The organism is Streptomyces sp. NPDC058632 (assembly GCF_042717095.1).
Classification (GTDB): domain Bacteria; phylum Actinomycetota; class Actinomycetes; order Streptomycetales; family Streptomycetaceae; genus Streptomyces.
Map to the genome: position 1 here is coordinate 18,415 of NZ_JBHXQZ010000001.1, position 18,067 is coordinate 36,481.

An 18,067-nucleotide genomic window follows, 5' to 3' on the forward strand; every position below is an offset into this window, starting at 1 on the left:
CGTCTCAGAGGGCCGGCGTGGCCGAGGGGGTTGCGCGGACGTCCAGGGCTGTGACCGGGCAAGAGGCATCTGCGCCCGGCCGTGTTGCCGCGCCGGGCGGGGGCCGCGCTGGAGCTGCTCGCCCATGAGGCGGGCGAGCTTCGGCGGGAGCACGAAGGGGTGGCGGTTGACCGTCAGACAGGCATGCCCCTGGCCGTGGCGCATGTGGTCGTCGGCGAGTTCGGCATCCCCTCGGGCACGTGGGCGCCTCACCGTACCGCCCACCCGCTCTGGCACACCGCCGCGTCAGACACGGACGCGAAGCCATGGACACGGCTGCGGTCCCCCACCGGCCCGGCCCGGCCGGTGCCGGAGGCGGGGGCGGTGTCGGGCGCGACAGTGTCGGCGATCTGGCTCACGGTAACGAGCCACTCGCTTAAAGTGATCGGGTCCGGTGCTGCCAGGCCGGGGCGATGGGGAGTGGGAGTGGGTTCTACGGCTGCAGCCGGTTCGCGCGTGGAGGCGGCGTCGACCGGTCGGGACGTGAGGTCGCCGGACGCCGACCCGTGGCACGAGACACTCGGGAGATTCGTCGGGTCGGCGGGGGACGACCCCGCGGTGGCCGACGAGGCGGTGCGGCGTCTCCGCGCCGGGCTGTTGACGGCGCGTGACATGCGGTTGGTGCTCCTGGGGACGGCGCACCTGCCGGGTTGGCAGCCGGTGCGCCGAGCCGTGATCGACGTCCTGGCCGACGACGTGGAGTCGGCGCGGCACGTTCTTCTCACCCACACCCAGGTCGAGGTGTTGCCGCCCCCTCGGTACGAAGAGGTCCCACCGGAACGCGGCGGCACCGGTGCCGCGTTCGCGGCCGTGGTCGGTCCCGCGGGCGCACAGGTCACCGGGCCCGCCCGGCAGGCCCGTACCGGCCGGGAGGCGAAGGACCGGGCGGCGCTCGCCCTGCTGGCAGCTCTGGCCGGCGTCGAACCGCCGGGCCGGGAGCCGGGCCGGGAGCCGGGCCGGGAGCCGGGCCGGGACGGAGCGGCCGGGCGCCTTGTCCTGCCGGGCATGCTGACGGAAGTCTTCGAACACCGCCTGCTGCGCGCCCTGTCGGCCGGGCGGGGGCCCGGTCCGGAGCTGGAGGAGGAAGCCCTGCGCCGGGCCGGCACGGGACGGCTGCGCCACCGCGACCTGTACCTGCTGCTCCTCACCGCCCGGGGCAAGGAGTGGACGAAGACGCGTACGGCGGCACTTCGGCGTGCCGCGGCGATGCCTCCGGCTCCGGCCCGGTTGCTGCACTGGTACGCCGAACAGCACGGCGGGGGTGATGGGGACTGCCTGTCCTACGAGGAGGAGCCGGACCCCGCCGGAGGCCGCCACCGCGTGCGGGCCCTACTGCGGGCGGAACGCACCCGGACCGGACCGGAACGGACCGCCCGGTCACGTCGGACGGCCAAGCACTACGCCTGCTGCGCGCTGCTCGCCGAACTGGCCGGCCTGCCGGAACCCGCCCCGCAGGTCGAGGACGAGCGGGCCGGGACCGTACGCATCACGGTCCCCGCGCAGGGCCAGGACCCGGTCAAGACGCTCAACAAGCACTGTCAGCGGGAGGCGATCACCAAGCCCGAGTCGACGCTGCGGGTCCTGGGATCGCGTGTGGAGTGCACCTACCGTTGCCGCCACCGCGCCAGTGGCCTGCGGGTCCAGGCCACCGCGGTCGGCCCGGACAAGAACGCGGCACGCGGAGCCGCGGCGCTGAAACTGCTGCGCAAGCTCGCCTCCGTCGACGCCGCCGACGCCGTAGGCACCCTCGGCGGCCCCGGTGGCGCGGATGACCGGCGTTCCCCGGGGCCGGGCCCCGCGGCCACGCCGCCCGCCGCCCCCTCGCCGGCCCGGCTGCACGAGGCGGTTGCCGCGGGCTGCCCGGTGTCGTTCGTGCCCGCCCGGGGCGCGGGCCCGGCGGTGTGGTGGGTGCGGGACGGTGGCTCCCGTGCGCTGCCGGTGACCGGCCTGTCCGCCCCGCCCGCCGCCGGGTGGCGGGTAGGGCTCGCCGACGGCCTGCCCGCGGTGCACCGGGCCGGTGCCGGAGCGGACCCGACCGCGGTGTTCTGGCAGCGGGCGGTGCACATCGCCCTGCAGCTCGTCCGCGCCCGGCTCGTCCATCCCGCACTCGACGAGCATGGGCACGCGGTATGGCGCGTGGGTCCGGTCCCGGCGGACGCCGAGGCCGCGTTGACGGCGCTCGCCGCCGCGGCGCCGCCCGGCGCCGTCCTGTCGTCCGGTCCCCCCGGTCCCGGGTCCGGTATGAGCGCGCGCCAGGCCATCCTCGCCTGCTGCGACGCGGTGGCCGACGCGCTGGTACGCACCCCGGCTGCCGTCCTGTGCGGGGCCGGCCCCTGGACGGCGCCCGTACCGGGCCCGGTCACCGCCGGGGCGCAGGGGGCGGTGCGCGGCTGGCTGGACGGGGTGGAGGACCTGGCCGACGGCGGCCCGGCCCCGCGGCTGGTCCTGCGGATCCGGCCGCCCGGCGGTGAGCAGGCCGCCGCGGGCCGGCTCACCGCCGACCTGTACCTGGCCCCGGCGGCCTGCACCTCCGCGGACTCCGCCCCAGGCACACCGGACGAGGTGGCCGCCGCCCAGGTGTGGGCCGGCGCCGCGCGCGTCGGCGGAGAAGGCGCCGATACGGTCCGGCCGCGGGTACGGCGGGTCCTGCGCCGGGCCGCGCGGCTGAATCCGGCACTGGCCGCGCTGGCCGCACTGGCCGGTGAGGAGAACCCGCGGCAGTGCGTCCTGCGTTCCGGCGGCATCGCCGCGCTGCTGGAGCAGGAGGCCGGACTCATCGGAGCGGGTGTACGGGTGGTGTGGCCCGAACGGCTGCGCACCGCCCTGTCGGCGGCCGCGGTCGTCGGCACGCCGGACGGGGAGGAGGAAGGCGGGCCCGGCCGGGTGTCCGGGGAACGGCCGCGGTTCAGCGTGACGGCGCTGCTCGACTTCCGCTGGCAGGTCGCTCTCGACGGCGCCGACCTCAGCGAGGAGGAGATGGACGCCCTCGCCGAAGCGGCCCGGTCGCTCGTACGCGTCCGCGGACAGTGGGTGCTGGCCGACCCGGTGCTCCGGCGCCGTGCCCGCCACCGGCTCCTGGGCCGGCTGCCCGGGACGCAGGCGCTGACCGCCGCCCTGACGGGCACCGTCACCGTCGCCGACGACACGGTTGCCTGCCGGCCCGCCGGACCGCTCGCCGACATGATCGGTGTGCTGCGTCGGGGCGAACACCATCCCGAGGCGGTGCCCGTCCCCGCCGGGCTGACGGCCGCCCTGCGCGGCTACCAGCAACGGGCCCTGACCTGGCTCGCGCACACCACACGCCTCGGGTTCGGCGCCGTCCTCGCCGACGACATGGGGCTGGGCAAGACCCTCACCGCGCTCGCCTTCACCCTGCACCACCAGCGGTACGGTCCGGGCCCGGCACTGGTGGTCTGCCCTGCCTCCCTGGTGGCCACCTGGTGCCGCGAGGCCGCCCGCTTCGCCCCCCACCTGCCGGCCGTCGCCTACCACGGCGCCGAACGCACGCTGGAAACGGTCACCGACACCACGCTGGTGGTCACCACCTACGACCTGCTGCGCCGCGACGCCGCCCGCCTCGCCGAGCGGCACTGGGCCCTGGTCATCGCCGACGAGGCCCAGCACGCGAAGAACCCCGCCTCCGCCACCGCCCGCCGGCTGCGCGCCCTGCCCTCCACCACCCGCCTGGCACTGACCGGCACCCCGGTGGAGAACAACCTGTCCGAGCTGTGGGCGCTGCTCGACTGGACCAACCCTGGCCTGTTCGGCCCGCTGACGGCGTTCCGGTCCCGGTGGGCGAACGCCGCGGAGAAGAACCCCGACGGCGCAGAGGCCGCCGAACTGGGCCGGGTCGTCGCCCCGTTCCTGCTCCGGCGCCGCAAGACCGATCCCGGCATCGCCCCCGAGCTCCCGGCGAAGATCGACCGGCCGCGCCCGGTGCAGCTGACCACCGAGCAGGCCGGTCTGTACGAGGCGGTCGTCCGCGAGACCCTGCAGCAGATCGAGGACGCCCGCGGCATCGAACGCAACGGCCTGGTCTTCAAGCTCCTGACCGCGCTGAAGCAGATCACCAACCACCCCGCCCACTACCTGCGTGAACAGCCGCCCACCAGCGGCGAGTCACCCGCGTTCACGGCACGCTCGGCCAAGACCGCGGCCCTCGTCGACCTGTTGGAGACGATCCGGGCGAGCGGCGAGGCCGCACTGCTCTTCACCAGCTACGTCGCCATGGGCCACCTGCTCACCGCCCACCTCACCCATCTCGGCCACGACCCGCTCTTCCTGCACGGGGCGACGCCCCTGGCCGAACGGACGCGTATGGTCGACGCCTTCCAGGCCGGCCGGCACCCGGTGATGGTCCTGTCCCTCAGAGCGGCCGGGACCGGTCTGACCCTCACCCGTGCCGCCCACGTCGTCCACTACGACCGCAGCTGGAACGCCGCCGTCGAGGACCAGGCCACCGACCGCGCCCACCGCATCGGCCAGCACCGGACCGTCACCGTGCACCGTCTGATCACCAGGCACACCGTCGAGGACCGCATCGACGAGCTCCTCACCCGTAAGCGCGCCCTGGCCTCCGCCGTCCTGACCGGCGGGGACCGGGCGCTCACCGGGCTCACCGACCGGGAGCTGGCCGACCTCGTGGCCCTGGGGGAACGCCGATGAGCGTCCCGCACACCACCGCCGAATGGGCCCACGCCCCCACCGCCGCCCCGACCGGCGGGCACCAAGCACCCACCCGGCTCACCAACCGGAAACCGGCCGACCTCGTGGCCCTGGGGGAACGCCGATGAGCGTCCCGCACACCACCGCCGGATGGGCCCACGCCCTGACCGCCGCCCTCGCCCGGGCCGCCGGGGACCCCGCGCTCCTGGACGCGGCACGGCGCCTGCTCCTCACCGACGAGGCGGGCCCGCTCAACGTCAACCGGGGCTTCGCCACGACCAAGTTCCCCCTGCCCGGCGGTCGCGTCGCCCGGCCCCGGCTGCTCGTCGCCGAACTCACGGACGCCGAATGGGACCGTGTCGAGACCGCGATCCGCGCACGTCCCGACGCCGCGGCCGTCGCCGGAACCGCCGCCGTCAGCGACCGGCTCACCGACCCGGCACACACCGGCGGCGTCGCCCTCGTCCCCGGCCCGCAGGACATCTCCCACACCTGCACCTGCGCCCTCGACGCCGCGAACGCCGCGTGTCCGCACTCCGTCGCCCTCGGCATGCTCCTCGCCGAACGGCTGCGCACCACGCCCGCCCCGCTGTTCACGCTGCGCGGCCGCCCCCACCAGTACGTGAAGAAGCGCCTGCGCTCGAACGGCGCGGACTCCGGGCAGGCCGGGACCCCGGTGTCCGGGGCGCCACCCGCCGCCACGGCCCCGACCCTGGTCCCGGCCCAGGCCACCGAGCCGGACCCGCCGGGCCCGCCCGCCCCGCAGGTCCCCGACCCGGTCGACCTCGACCTCACGGGAGCACGCCCGGTGCCGACCGGTTCACTCCCCGAGCCCCCTGCCCCGCTGCCCGCGGCCGAGGCCCTGGACGCGCTGGCGACGGACGCGGCCCACCGCGCCGGAGCCCTTCTCGACGGCGCCCTCCCCGAGGGGCAGGAACTCCCGGCCGGCCCCGGCAGCGGCCCCGGCACCGACCCCGGCAGCGACATCGCGCGCTTCCTGGCCCTGCCGCACGGGGCGCCGTTCCGGCAGGCCGCCATGGACCGTCTCGGCCTCGACCTCATCGGCCTCGGTCACTACCAACTCGCCCACACCCACGGCGGACCGGGCGGAGCAGCCGCCTACCTCGAGCCGTTCACCGTCGACCACGACGTCCTCGCCGACGCCCAGGCCCGCATCCAGCCGCTGCGCCCCGCCGCCACGGCTCCCATCGGGTGCGAGCACAACCGGCTCACCGACGACGCCGCCGGCATCCAGCTCAGGTACGGGCCGGACGGGCGCTGGCACCCCTACCGCGCCCCGTACGGCGTCTGGCAGCCCGTCCCCGGCCCGTCCGCCGACCCGGCCCGGGCCTACCGCGCCGCACGCGCCGCGGGGCGCACGAACCGGCGTACTTCATAGCGTCCCCCCACCCGTCGGCTCACCGGTCCCGGGCCGGCGTCCTCGGTCGGAGGATGTCGTCGAGGGAGTCCTCGCGCCACTGCTTGAGGAGTTGGTGGAAGGCGTGGGCGCCGTGGGGATAGGCGGTGGGGCCGTTGGGCCGGCCCCGGCCTTCGCGGTTGTAGTAGCCGGGGGTGCAGTCGGCGTGGAACCACTCGTGGTCGGGGGCGTCCTTCGCCAGGGTGGCGAGCCAGGCGTCCTCGAGCTCGCGGGGCGGTTCGACGAGGGCGCCCCCGGCTTCGGCGGCGGCGACGAGAGCGGCGGCGTGGACGGCCTGTTCGTCCAGGATGTGGGTGAAGTTGACGCTGCTGGCGTTCTGCAGGGATCCCATCTGGATGAGGTTCGGGAAACCGTTGCTGGTGAAGCCGTGCAGGGTGCGCGGACCCTGCTGCGCCCACGCGTGCAGGAGCTGGGTGCCGCCGCGGCCGTGGACGGGGAGCTTGCCGGAGAGGACGCCCGAGGTTCCGACGGAGAAGCCCGTGGCGAAGATCAGGCAGTCGAGTTCGTACGTGACGCCGCCGACCACGACGCCGTTCTCGGTGACGCGCTCGATGCCGTGGGTGTCCGCGGTGTCGACCAGGGTGACGTTGTCGCGGTTGAACGCCTGGTAGTACCGGTCGGAGAAGGTGGGGCGCTTGCAGGCGTACCGGTACCAGGGCTTGAGCTTCTCCGCCGTGTCCGGGTCGGTGACCGTCTCCTCCACGCGGGCACGGAGTTCGTTCATCTTCGCGGCGTCGGCGGCCTCGTAGGCGGCTTCGAAGGCTGCCCGGTCGCCCTGGCGGCGGAAGCTCGGCAGGAGCTTTTCCAGGAGGCCGGCCGACTCGGTCCAGCGGTCGGCGACGAGATCCTCGTCGGCGGGTTCGCCGGAGACGATGCGGAGGTAGTTGTCACGGCGCTCGGCCGCCCAGCCGTCGCGGTCGGCGCCGACGTCCCGGGCGGTGGTGCGGCGGTTGGCGCGCACGTCCACGGTGGACGGGGTGCGCTGGAAGACGTGGACGTGGGCGGCGTCCTCGGCCAGCATCGGGATGACCTGGATGCCGGTGGCGCCGGTGCCGACGACGCCCACCCGCTTGTCCGCGAGGCCGGTCATCCCGCCGTCCGGGGTTCCGCCGGTGTAGGCGTAGTCCCACCGCGAGGTGTGGAAGGTGTGCCCCTCGAAGTCCTGGATGCCGGGGATCCCGGGAAGCTTCGGCGTGGAGAGGGTGCCGGTGGAGGTGACGACGTACGTGGCGTGGAAGGCGTCACCGCGATCGGTGGCCACGATCCACGTCCCGGATGCCTCCTCCCAGGTCAGCGAGGTGACCGAGGTCGAGAACAGGGCGTGCTCGTAGAGGTCGAACTGCCGGGCGACGCGCACCGCGTGGCGGCGGATCTCCTCCCCCGGGGCGTACTTCCACTCCGGGACGTATCCGGTCTCGTCGAGCATCGGCAGGTACACGTGCGCCTCGATGTCGCAGTGGATGCCCGGGTACCGGTTCCAGTACCAGGTGCCCCCGAAGTCGCCGCCCGTCTCGACGACGCGGACGGACCGCACACCCTGCTGCCGCAGCCGCGCCCCGGCGAGGATGCCGCCGAATCCGCCGCCGACCACGGCGACGTCGACCGTGTCGTGCAGCGGCTCGCGCTCGGCGGTTTCACCGACGTACGGGTCGGCGGCGTAGTAGCCGAACTCTGCTTCGGTGGCCTGGTACTGGGCGGCACCGTCCGGGCGTACGCGTCGCTCGCGCTCGGCGTGGTAGCGCCGCCTCAGCGCCTCCAGTTCTTCGGAGGAGGGCGCCTGGTGGGACATCGTGCGAGGGATCGTCATGTGGGGGGCCTGCCTCAATCCTCTGTTGTTCCGGCCGCATCGACCTGTGCGGCCGTCGGCTCCGCTACGGTAGCAACTACCGGACAACACTGTCCGGTTGAGATTCGGACGCGCAGTGGCGCGTACTGACCCGTCTCCGCCTCACTGCCGCCGGCACCTCCCGCCCCACCCCCACAGCCGACAGCCGACAGCCGACAGCCGACAGGAAGAGTGACCCCCATGCGACGACTCCCCCTCCGTTCCCTCGCCGTGCTCGCCACCGTCGGCGCCCTCGCCCTCACCGGATGCGGTACGCAGACGGGTGACGTCGGCGAGCAGACGGCCGGGGCCCCCGGTGCGGGCGGCCGGACCCTTCGCGCGCAGCAGGTGATGCAACTGACCGAGGTGCACGAGCAGACCGGGATGACGCTGCTGGAGGGGCCGGTCTTCGGCGCGGACGGCGGTCTGTTCGTCGTCGACGTCACCGCGCCCGAGGGCGAGCCGAAGGTGATGCGGGTCGATGTCCGGAGGAAGACGAAGCGGGCGGTCCACACCGACGGGCGCGGGGCGTACACCTCCGCGCAGTTCAGCCCGTACGACGGGCGGCTCTACCTGACCGACTTCGCGCACGGAGAGGTGGTCAGCCTGAACCCGGACGGCAGCGACCTGCGGACCTTCTTCTCCGGTGAGGTCGACGGAGCCCCGATGAACCCCGACGACCTCGCCTTCGACGAGGACGGCCACCTGTACGTCAGCGACTCGCGCGGCCTGACCGAGGGCAGGGCGCTCGGCCGTGTGGTGCGGATCGACCGCGACGGCGGGCAGGCCACCGTCCTGGCCGACGGACTGGCCGCGACGAACGGGATCTCCTTCGACGCGGAGTACCGCGGGCTGTGGTTCAGCGAACTGACGGAGAACCGGATCTCCTACCTCCCCGTCGGCCGCGAGGGCGGGGTCACCGCCCGGCACACCGCGATCCGGGTCGACGGCGGGATCGCGCAGACCGACTCGATCGCCGTGGACGCGGACGGCAACCTCTACCAGGGGCTGCACGGCCGGCCCGCGATGGCCGTGTACGACCGGCACGGTGAGCGGCTGGCGACGGTCGAGGTGCCCGCGCGCGCCGCCGCGGGCCTCGAGTCGGCGACGAACGTGGCGATCACGCCCGGCGGGACCAGGGCCTACATGACCGTCAGCGGGCCCGCGGGCGGGTACCTCTACGCCTTCGACGCGCTGGCGGAAGGCACCCGGCAGTCCAACGGCGGCTGACGCTCCCGGCCGGAAAGACCCTCTACCCGTAGAAGGGCCGCACCGGACCCACTTCGACGCCGAGGAGCCGCCAGGCCGCCAGCGCCCTGCGCTCCCGCTCCTCGTGGGAGGGGCCGGTGACGGCGCCGGAGACCATGGCGACGGCGAGCATGAGGTCGTCCGCCGTGGCCAGCCGGTGGCCGGCGTCCGGCAGGTGTGCGCGCAGGGCGTGTTCGACCCGCCGGGACAGGGCCAGGGCGAGGGCGTGCGTGCGGACGGCGGAACGGCTGTCCGATCCGTCGGCGTGCAGGAGACCGATGAACGCCGCCGACTCCTTCAGGTGCCAGGTCAGCACACCGAGCACACCGGCGAGGGTCGCGTCCTCGGCCGCGGCCGCCTGTTCGACCTCCCGGACGTTCTCCTCCAGTACGGCGGTCGTCACCGCGCTCCGGTCGGGGAAGTGCCGGTACAGGACGCCCTGCCCGACCCCGGCGCGGCGCGCGATCGCGGACAGCGGGGCGTCCAGACCGTGCTCCGCGTAGATCTCCCGGGCGGCGGTGACCAGCGCGGCACGGTTGCGGGCGGCGGCCTTCGGCCCGTCGTTCGCGGGCCGCCGCGGGTCCGGCACGGGGTGCTGCGTCATCCCGGCAGAGTACGGCAATGCTCGCGCGACACTGCCGTCCCAAACGTCGGCTTGACGTCGCACTCGAACCACACGGTCTTGCCGGCACCGGCCGGAGATGGCGTAACGCCCCACCTGTCGGTCACCGCCTGGACGAGCAGCAGCCCGCGCCCACCGTCGGCAAGCGTGTCCCCCGCCGTCGGAACGGGCAGTCGCGGGCAACTGTCGGAGACCTCCACCCGCACCACGCCGGGCAGCAGAAGGAAGCAGATGCCACAACGACGGCCGGGTACGTGCCGGACGACGTTGGCGAGGAGTTCCGACACCGCGAGTTCGGCCGCGTCGGCCACCTCCAGCAGGCCCGAACCCTTGAGATAGAGCCGCAGGATGCGGCGCAGATGCCGGACCGAGTGCTCACCCAACGCGAACTCGGCCCGATAGTGCGTCTCGAAGTCCGTCATACGCGGACCAGTTGCGTGATTCACATCACCAGATTGCAACGCAGCGCATACGATCGGCTACGCAAAGAAATCAACGCCGAGAGGCGTTTCAGGCCGGAGGCACCACCGTGGCCAACATCCAGACGCTCGACCCCACGGCGTCCCCACTCGACTACTACGGCTGGGAACTGCGCCGCCAACGCGAGGCCCACGGCCTCAAGCAGGGACAGCTCGGCGAGATCATCTTCTGTACGGGCTCGCTGATCTGCCAGATCGAGACCACGAAGAAGGTTCCCACCCGCGACTTCTCCGAACGCGTGGACGCGGCCCTCGGCACGGACGGTCTCTTCTCCCGCCTGATCGGCCTGGTCCTGCGCAGCCAACTGCCCACGTGGTTCCAGCCGTACGCGGAGATGGAGGCGAAGGCGGCGTACATTTCCACGTATCAGGCGCAGGTGGTGTACGGGCTGTTGCAGACGGAGGAGTACGCGCGGGCGGTGCTCGCCACCGGAGCGCCGGACGATCTGGAAGGTCTGGTGACCGCCCGGATGGAACGCCAGCGCATCTTGGAACGAGAACAGCCGCCGCTGGTCTGGGTGGTCCTGGATGAGGCGGTGCTGCACCGGCCGATCGGCGGCACTGGTGTCATGCGACGCCAACTGGCTCACTTGTTGAGGTTCACCGGTCATCGATGGGTGCATGTGCAGGTGTTGCCGAACAAGGCTGGCGAACACGCCAGCCTCGCTGGCTCGTTCAACTTCCTCCGCTTCGAAGAAGATCCGGATGTGGTCTACACAGAGGACGTCATCTCCGGCCACATGACGGCCAACTCCGAAACCATCAAAGAGGCCGCGCTCCGTTACGCTCGCGTGCAGGCCGCTGCCCTCTCCGTGGAGGACTCGGCGGAACTGATCGCCCGCCTGATGGAGGACCGCTATGGAGACCGCCCCCAGCCCGAGGAACAACCAGTGGCGTAAGTCCAGCTACAGCGGCAACACTGGCGGCGACTGCGTCGAGGTCGCCGACGGCTGCCCCACCGGCGCCGTCCCCGTCCGCGACAGCAAGGACCCGTCCGGCCCGGTCGTCACCGTCGGCGTCGACGCCTGGCGAGCATTCGTCGACGGTCTGCGGTAATCCACAGACCCGTTCGACTGTCAGTGGCACCCCCTACTCTCGACTGCGTGGTCGCTCGTGCGGCGGAGGCCATCAGGTAGGGGGAAACACGTTGGGAACGTCATCGACGTCTGCGGCTCGGGTGCGCGCGCCCGAGCCCACGATCGCGCCCATCACCTCACTCGCTTCGCGGGTTCTGTCGGGCGACATCGTTTTACCCAAGTTCCAACGGGCGTTCGTGTGGACCCCGCAGCAGATCCTGTACCTGCTCGACTCGGTGCGCCGGAACTACCCCATCGGCAGCCTTCTCATGTGGCGTACGACGGCCAAGCTGGCCAGCGGGCATGAGATCGCGGGCCTGGACACCGTGCCCCAGCACGAGGGCGCCCCGGTGCACTACGTCCTCGACGGGCAGCAGCGGCTGGCCAGCCTGGTCGGCGCGCTGCACGGTTCCGGGGCGATATGGGAGATCGCGTACGACCTGGAGCGCGAGGAGTTCCTGCACCTCACGGAGGAGGCCCCGACCGGGCCGCACATCCTCCCGGTCCGGGACCTCACCTCGGTCGGCGCGATCCTCGCGTGGATTCAGCGGTACAACCCCAGCAGCGAGCTTCAACGCCGTGCCCAAGCACTGAGTGAGCAGTTCGCGCACTACCAGGTGCCGATGGTGACGCTGCTCGATGTCTCCGAGGAGGACTCGGCCCGGATCTTCGAGCGGATCAACAGCACGGGCACGTCCATGGACATCGTCGACCTGATCCGGGCCGGCACCTGGTCGAAGGAGTTCGACCTCAAGGACGAGATCGAGCAGCTTCTCCAAGTGCTCGACGCCAAGAAGTACGGCCGGGTCGACGCCAAGACCATGCTGCGGACGATCTCGGCGGCGGCGGGCTTCGGCTTCTCCACCAAGTCCATCCACGAGCTGCGCGGCCTCAGCCGTCAGCAGCTCCAGGCCGCCGTCGCCGACGCGGGGAAGGCGGCCGCACGAGCCGTGGACTTCCTCTCCACCCAGATCCGCACACCGCAGGCCGAAGCACTGCCCTACTACAACCAGTTCGCCGTCCTGGTCGAGCTGTTCAGGCAGCTGCCCAAGCCGACGGCGGCCCAGTACGAGGCCGTGACGCGCTGGTTCTGGCTGACGGCGAGCAGCGAGTACTTCAAGGGGTGGCGGGAGTCGCAGATGGGGCCGGACCTGTCGGCCGTCACCGAGTTCGCGGCGGGGCGCTCGGCGGAGGTCGAGACGGCAGCCGCCCTTCCCCGAGCCCTCCTCTGGCAGCGTGCGCAGTTCTCCCGGCAGAACGCCCCCAGCAAGCTTCTGGTGCTGCTGATGTCGTACGAGAAGCCGGTCGACCTGAACACGGGCCTCGTCATCGACGTGGCCGACGCGCTGTCCTGGCAGAACGGTAAGCAGTTCCACCACTTCTTCCCGCGCGCGTACCTGAAGAAGGAAGGGGTGAAATCGGGGAAGGACAACGTCTGCGGCAACCTGATCATGCTCAGCGCGATCACCAACAACTGGATCTCCGACCGCCGCCCCTCCGCCTACCTCAGGGACCTCGCCGTCTGGCACGGCGAGGACGTCCTGCGGGAGCGCCTGCGCACCTGCCTGATCGAAGAGGACGCCTACCAGGCCGCACTGCGTGACGACTACGACGCTTTCCTGCGGGCCCGGTCAAAGACGCTGCATCGGCGGCTCATGGAGCTCATCGGCTCGGCGGCGGGAAGCAGCGGAGACGGAGACGTGTTCGCTCCTTCGCCCGACCTGGAGTCCGACCCGCCGGTAGCCGCCGGCTCAGAGCCCCTCGACCGGGACTCGGTGGACTGAGGAGGTGCGGGGCGATGGTGCGCATGCGGGACGTTCCGGCCCGGGACCGGCCGCGCGAACGGTTGTTGGCCCGGGGCGCGGAGGCGTTGTCCGACCGTGAACTGCTCGCGTTGTTGCTGGGCGCGGGAGTCCCCGGCCAGGACGCGGTGGAACTGGCCGGGCGGCTGATCCACCGGCACGGCGGCCTGTACGCGCTGTCCCGGCTCCCCGCGCACGAGCTGGCAGCCGGCCTGCCCGGAATCGGCTCGGCGAAGGCGGCACGGGTCGCTGCGGCGTTCCAGCTGGGCCGTCGGGCCGCGCCGCCATCGCCTTCGGCCCGGCAACAGGTACGTGGATCCGCCGACTTGGCGATAATCGCGGCTCCCCTCCTCCACGGCCTGCGGCACGAACGCGTCGTCGTGGTCGTCTGCGACGGGTCGGGTTCGGTCCTGCGCACGACCGTCCTCACGGAGGGCGCGACGGACCGCAGCCTGATCCCGGTCCGCGATGTCCTGGCCCTGGTTCTCGCGGCGGGCGGCACATCCTTCGGCGTGGCCCACAACCACCCCACGGGTTGCACCGACCCCAGCGCGGCCGACCGCCTCGCCACAACTCGCCTGGCGGCGGGGGCTGCGGCGGTCGGCCTGCGTTTCCTGGACCACGTGGTGGTCACGGACGGGGCGTGGCGAAGGGTGTCGCCCGAGTGAAGCGTGTCTCTGGCTACAGCCGCCCGGAGAAAGCGGCGTCGAGCAACGCCCGCCGAAGCGCAGCAAGCTGCTCCACCTGCGCCGCGCCGCCGTCAGCCACCCTGCGGGCGAGGGTGAGCTGTTTCGCGATGCGTCGCTGCTCGGAGAGGCTCGGAAGCGGGACCTCGGTTGCCAGCAGCGTGGAGGGAGTAGTCCGCTTGCGTCGGACCATGGACCCGCGTGGCGTCAGTCTGGCCCACAGTTCGGGCCACGCCAGCAGATGCTCCATGTACTCACTGTCAGCTGCTTCTTCGATCAAACTGAAGACAGGATACTCAGGCGAGACATACGTGTCGGCGAATTCTTTACCGACCACAGCAAGCGCTCCCTCCCAAGCATTCAGCTTACTCATGACAATCTGACCCGACCGAATACGCGCAAAGCGCGTGTACGCCGTATCACTCCCCTGAATAGCCGGTCGCTCGATCAAGCCACGCCCGAAACTATAGATTCCAGTAATGGGGTAACTAGAGTTCGGCTCGACATCAATAAAATCGTTGTCCACAAGCAGAGCCTCAGCCAACGGCGCAGTCCGCTCAATGGCACGAAACAGGACGTCGGAGTATTGAAGATTCAACGCAGTCGACGTATTTTTCATGTGAACCACTTGCGCAATCCGACTCATGGCAGTGTCGAGTTTGTCAGCAACGCGCCGCTGCTCAGCCAGATCAGGCAGAGCTACACGCTTACCACCGAATACCTTGATGCCGAGCGTCCGGTTACGCCCTGCCGACCCCGGAGACGCCTGGCGGATCACATCAACCCCCGGCCCTCCATAGAAGTACGGGAGCAGATACCGCACATCGGCAATTTCTTCATTAACGCGGTACGTCATGAAGCGGTGCGAACCGATCATTCCCTCCTCGCTGTCGGACGCAAGCGCAACTGCACCCTCCCACGCAAAGACGTTACTGAAAACAAGGTCGCCGGGTTCAATAATGAAAACCTTCTTAGTGGCGATCTCGTGACCAGCGACGGGCTCTTTGTGGAAGATCCCGTTACCGAACGAACGAATACCGATCTCGCGGTACTCCTTGTCCCCTTCCGGGAGGACAGGACGCCGAACCAGGGTGATCACGTCGTCCACGGCGTACTCGGTGAGAGTCATCGCTGCTCCCCCAGCCCCGCACGCAGTTCCTTCAGCAGTCCCAGAATCTCCGTCTCCGTCTTCACCAGCTCGCCCACCAGCTCTTCCGGTGTCCGGTGCTGCAAGTCGTCGCCGACGTGCGGGTTGGCGATGTCCAGGTTGAAGCCTGAGGCGACGATGTCCGACGCGGGAACGACCCACGCCTGCTCGCCCACCTCGCGCCCCGCGCGCTCCTTGCCGCCCCACCATTCGACACACGGCTCGAACTCCTCGAACCGCATCGGCTTCGTCTTGGTGTAGCCCCGGCGCCCCTCCGGGAGCGGGACCTCGTAGAACCAGACCTCCTGCGTCGGTCCGGTCTTCTCGAAGAAGAGGATGTTGGACGGGATCTGCGTGTAGGGAGCGAAGACGCCCTGCGGGAGGCGGACGACGGTGTGCAGGTTGCAGTCCTTCATCAGCTTCTTCTTGATCTTCGCGCCGATGGAGTTCTCCCTCGTCGCGAAGAGACTGCCGTTGGGCAGGACGATCGCGCACCGGCCACCCAGCTTGAGCTGGTCGAGGATCGAGTAGAGGAAGAGCCAGGCCGTCTCCTGGGTGCGGAAGCCGTCCGGGAACGCCTTGACGACCGTCGCTTCCTCCTCCCCGCCGAAGGGCGGGTTGGTGAGGACCACGTTCACCTTGTCGGCGGCGTTGGAGTTCCGCATCTCCAGCAGCGAGTTGCCGCGCCGCACATGCGGTGCGTCGATGCCGTGCAGCAGCAGGTTCATCGACCCCAGCAGGTACGGCAGCGGCTTCTTCTCGATGCCCCGGATGTCCCTGTGCAGACGCCTGCGCTGGGTGTCCGTCTTGACCTGGCCCTTCAGTTGCTCGTACGCCTGGACCAGGAACCCGCCGGTGCCGCTGGCCGGGTCGAGGATCGACTCGCCCAGTTCGAGGAAGGACTGCTGCACCATGAAGCGGTTGACCGGACGCGGGGTGTAGAACTCGCCCGAGTCGCCGGCCGCGTCCCGCATCTCCTTGAGGATCGACTCGTAGACGAACGCCATGGTGTGGATGTCGTCGGTCGAGACGAAGTGGATCTGGTTGACGATGTTGACCAGATCCCGCAGCAGCGTGCCCGACTGCATGCGGTTGACGACGTCCTTGAAAATGGTCGAGATGACGTTGCGCGGGTCCTCCGCGTCATCGCCGACCAGCCCCGCCAGGTACGGGATGAGCTTCTCGTTGACGAACGACTTCAGTTCGTCACCGCTGAAGTCCGGGTCGGTCGCCCAGCCCTCCCAGTGGTACGGCTCCTCAATCGCCCGCCGGTAGCCGTCCGGGTCCAGCGCCTCGCCCTCCTGCTCCACGCGCTCGTCGAACGCCTTGAGGAAGAGCAGCCAGGAGAGCTGGGGCAGCCGGTCCAGGTCGCCGTTCATCCCGGCGTCCTTGCGCATCGTGTCGCGCGCGGACTTGATCAGGGAGGCGAGACGTGCCTGGGATGTGCCCGGGGACTTCTCCGCCGTTTTCTTCGTGGTCGCTGCCATGTCAGCTCAGCCGGTCTCTCTGTTCGGGTCGGGAAGAGGTAGATGGTTCGTCAACGTGCTTCATCGGCGAGGGCCGCCGCCCACAGTCCGCGCACCAGCGCGAGTGCCGCGTCCAGCGTCGGCGGGATACCCGTGGTCAGCTCCTGCGCCAGCTCCGGGTAGCTGTCGCGCCACCGGGGCGGCGGGTCGGGGAGCTCGTGCGGGACGTCGTGGGTGCCCCGGACGGTGAAGACATGCCGCACCGCCGTGACCAGCGCCGCGTCCCCGGGCAGGCCGTCCTCGGCCAGCAGGACGAGGTCCGCGAGGTCCTTGACGCGCGTATTGGGCCGGCCGCCGTAGTCGCGGGTGAAAGCGTGCAGCTTCTCCGCGAAGTGCTGGCGGCGGTCCACCGCCTCTATCGTCCGCTGTGGCATGCCGGCGAAAGCAAGGGCGTGGGGGAGTGGAAGGCGCTCGGTCCGGGCGATCTCCTCACCCCGGTCCACCACGTCCACGCGGACGCCCGCGAAGAGCTTTCCCCCGAGATGCGCCTCGACGGAGAACCGCCAGCCTCCCCGCCCTGCCGTGTCCGCGGTCAGCGGGACGGGCGCACCGACACGGAAGCGGAACCAGTCCCCGTCGAGGTCGGCGGACAGGGCTTCGATCAGCAGCTCCCGGACCTCGTCGCCGTCGGCGCCCGAACCGTCCTCGGGCCGCAGCGCCAGGTCCAAGTCCTTGGTGGTGCGAGCGCGGCCGGTCAGCCGGAACTCCATCGCCGCACCGCCCTTGAGGACCCAGCCGCCGACCGGGTCCTCCGCGAGACGCGCCGCCATCCGGTCGAAGACGACAAGGCGACGGCGGCGGCTCAGATCGGTGCCGGATACGTCCGCGTCCTGCTTCAACCGCGCCTCCAGCGCCCGGCGCAGGTCCGTGGCGTCGCGGTAGCGGCCGGTCACGACAGTGCCCCCAAAGCTCGCTCCACACCCAGTTCGGCACGTGCGCCCAGCAGCTGTGCCGCATGCAGCAGTCTCCGGCGGGTCACGATCCCCTGCTCCAGCGCATCGGCCACTGCACCGTCGATCACGTCCTGGTCGTCATCGTCCGCCGCACACTCGGCGATCGCACGAGACGGGACCGTCACCCGGTAGCCCGCCCGGTCCTCGACGTCCGAATCCACCAGCTCCGCACGGTGCAAGATCACCACGTCCGACTTCTGCCGGAAGCGACGCGGCACGGTGAGGTGGATGCGAGACGGGTTGGCCGTACCGAGGTCATGGACGGCGAGGGCGGTCGCGTGCGACACGACCGCCCTCCCCTTGCTCCAGAGCGACCAGCGCACCAGCTGCTCATCCCCCTCACCCGGCAGATCGCTGAACTCCCGGAACCTGTAGAGAGCCCGGTCGATCACCAGCCAGTTGCCGTGCTGGGCGTGATAACGCTGAGCCTGGTACGAGTAGCCGGCTTCCAGCGCCTGCGCGGCGGTGAAGTAGCCGCGCTGTCCGGCGGCGGTCCGCCAGAGGGCTGCGCGGCTGTCCGTACGGTCTCTGAGCACCATGCCACCCTAGCAGTATCACATA

Annotated in this window: 15 protein-coding genes; 8 read left to right on the plus strand and 7 right to left on the minus strand. The window is 71.2% G+C overall.

The annotated features are described in order from the left end of the window. Positions 1-522 precede the first annotated feature (522 nt). The 3 genes from ACFWVE_RS00100 to ACFWVE_RS00110 are packed head-to-tail and all read left to right on the plus strand — an operon-like array spanning position 523 to position 6,103. On the plus strand, positions 523-4,704 hold the full coding sequence (locus ACFWVE_RS00100; RefSeq protein ID WP_384006463.1) for an SNF2-related protein: 4,182 nt from the start codon (positions 523-525) through the stop codon (positions 4,702-4,704). After that, on the plus strand, positions 4,701-4,832 hold the full coding sequence (locus ACFWVE_RS00105; RefSeq protein ID WP_384006466.1) for a hypothetical protein: 132 nt from the start codon (positions 4,701-4,703) through the stop codon (positions 4,830-4,832). Before ACFWVE_RS00100 ends, ACFWVE_RS00105 begins: the two co-directional genes overlap by 4 nt. Next, positions 4,829-6,103 (plus strand): hypothetical protein, encoded by a 1,275-nt coding sequence (locus tag ACFWVE_RS00110; RefSeq protein ID WP_384006469.1) that lies wholly within the window; start codon positions 4,829-4,831, stop codon positions 6,101-6,103. Before ACFWVE_RS00105 ends, ACFWVE_RS00110 begins: the two co-directional genes overlap by 4 nt. Positions 6,104-6,122: 19 nt before the next feature. On the opposite strand, the gene ACFWVE_RS00115 is transcribed toward ACFWVE_RS00110, so the two are convergent. Continuing rightward, positions 6,123-7,949, minus strand: a complete 1,827-nt coding sequence (locus ACFWVE_RS00115) for a flavin-containing monooxygenase (protein ID WP_384006472.1) — start codon at positions 7,947-7,949, stop codon at positions 6,123-6,125. A gap of 219 nt (positions 7,950-8,168) precedes the next feature. Between ACFWVE_RS00115 and ACFWVE_RS00120 the strand changes: the two genes are divergently transcribed. Further along, complete coding sequence (locus ACFWVE_RS00120) at positions 8,169-9,197, plus strand: SMP-30/gluconolactonase/LRE family protein (RefSeq protein ID WP_384006475.1); 1,029 nt, start codon at positions 8,169-8,171, stop codon at positions 9,195-9,197. Positions 9,198-9,219: 22 nt separating this feature from the next. Here ACFWVE_RS00120 and ACFWVE_RS00125 read toward each other — a convergent pair whose 3' ends face one another. Then, on the minus strand, positions 9,220-9,819 hold the full coding sequence (locus ACFWVE_RS00125) for a TetR/AcrR family transcriptional regulator (RefSeq protein ID WP_384006478.1): 600 nt from the start codon (positions 9,817-9,819) through the stop codon (positions 9,220-9,222). After that, positions 9,816-10,259 (minus strand): ATP-binding protein, encoded by a 444-nt coding sequence (locus ACFWVE_RS00130; RefSeq protein ID WP_384006481.1) that lies wholly within the window; start codon positions 10,257-10,259, stop codon positions 9,816-9,818. The genes ACFWVE_RS00125 and ACFWVE_RS00130 overlap by 4 nt, the downstream gene beginning before the upstream one ends. Before the next feature lie 107 nt (positions 10,260-10,366). On the opposite strand from ACFWVE_RS00130, the gene ACFWVE_RS00135 reads away from it, so the two are divergent. The 4 genes from ACFWVE_RS00135 to ACFWVE_RS00150 all read left to right on the plus strand — a co-directional run bounded on the left by ACFWVE_RS00135 (position 10,367) and on the right by ACFWVE_RS00150 (position 13,862). Next, positions 10,367-11,215 carry a helix-turn-helix domain-containing protein gene (locus tag ACFWVE_RS00135; protein ID WP_384006484.1) on the plus strand — a complete coding sequence of 283 codons (849 nt, stop codon included), beginning with the start codon at positions 10,367-10,369 and terminating at the stop codon, positions 11,213-11,215. After that, entirely contained in the window at positions 11,175-11,372 is a 198-nt protein-coding gene (locus tag ACFWVE_RS00140; protein WP_384006486.1) for a DUF397 domain-containing protein, read from the plus strand. Before ACFWVE_RS00135 ends, ACFWVE_RS00140 begins: the two co-directional genes overlap by 41 nt. 121 nt (positions 11,373-11,493) lie before the next feature. Continuing rightward, positions 11,494-13,176 carry a DUF262 domain-containing protein gene (locus ACFWVE_RS00145; RefSeq protein WP_384006489.1) on the plus strand — a complete coding sequence of 561 codons (1,683 nt, stop codon included), beginning with the start codon at positions 11,494-11,496 and terminating at the stop codon, positions 13,174-13,176. Positions 13,177-13,190: 14 nt separating this feature from the next. Beyond that, a complete protein-coding gene (locus tag ACFWVE_RS00150) occupies positions 13,191-13,862 on the plus strand; it encodes a RadC family protein (RefSeq protein WP_384006492.1) in 672 nt (223 codons plus the stop codon). A 13-nt stretch (positions 13,863-13,875) separates the two neighbouring features. Here ACFWVE_RS00150 and ACFWVE_RS00155 read toward each other — a convergent pair whose 3' ends face one another. From ACFWVE_RS00155 to ACFWVE_RS00170, 4 genes are read right to left on the minus strand one after another with little or no spacing between them, the layout of a single operon-like run. Further along, positions 13,876-15,009 (minus strand): hypothetical protein, encoded by a 1,134-nt coding sequence (locus ACFWVE_RS00155; protein ID WP_384006494.1) that lies wholly within the window; start codon positions 15,007-15,009, stop codon positions 13,876-13,878. After that, positions 15,006-16,514 (minus strand): N-6 DNA methylase, encoded by a 1,509-nt coding sequence (locus ACFWVE_RS00160; RefSeq protein WP_384006497.1) that lies wholly within the window; start codon positions 16,512-16,514, stop codon positions 15,006-15,008. The genes ACFWVE_RS00155 and ACFWVE_RS00160 overlap by 4 nt, the downstream gene beginning before the upstream one ends. Before the next feature lie 50 nt (positions 16,515-16,564). Continuing rightward, complete coding sequence (locus ACFWVE_RS00165) at positions 16,565-17,446, minus strand: nucleotidyl transferase AbiEii/AbiGii toxin family protein (RefSeq protein ID WP_384006500.1); 882 nt, start codon at positions 17,444-17,446, stop codon at positions 16,565-16,567. Then, complete coding sequence (locus ACFWVE_RS00170) at positions 17,443-18,045, minus strand: hypothetical protein (protein ID WP_384006503.1); 603 nt, start codon at positions 18,043-18,045, stop codon at positions 17,443-17,445. Before ACFWVE_RS00170 ends, ACFWVE_RS00165 begins: the two co-directional genes overlap by 4 nt. Positions 18,046-18,067 lie beyond the last annotated feature (22 nt).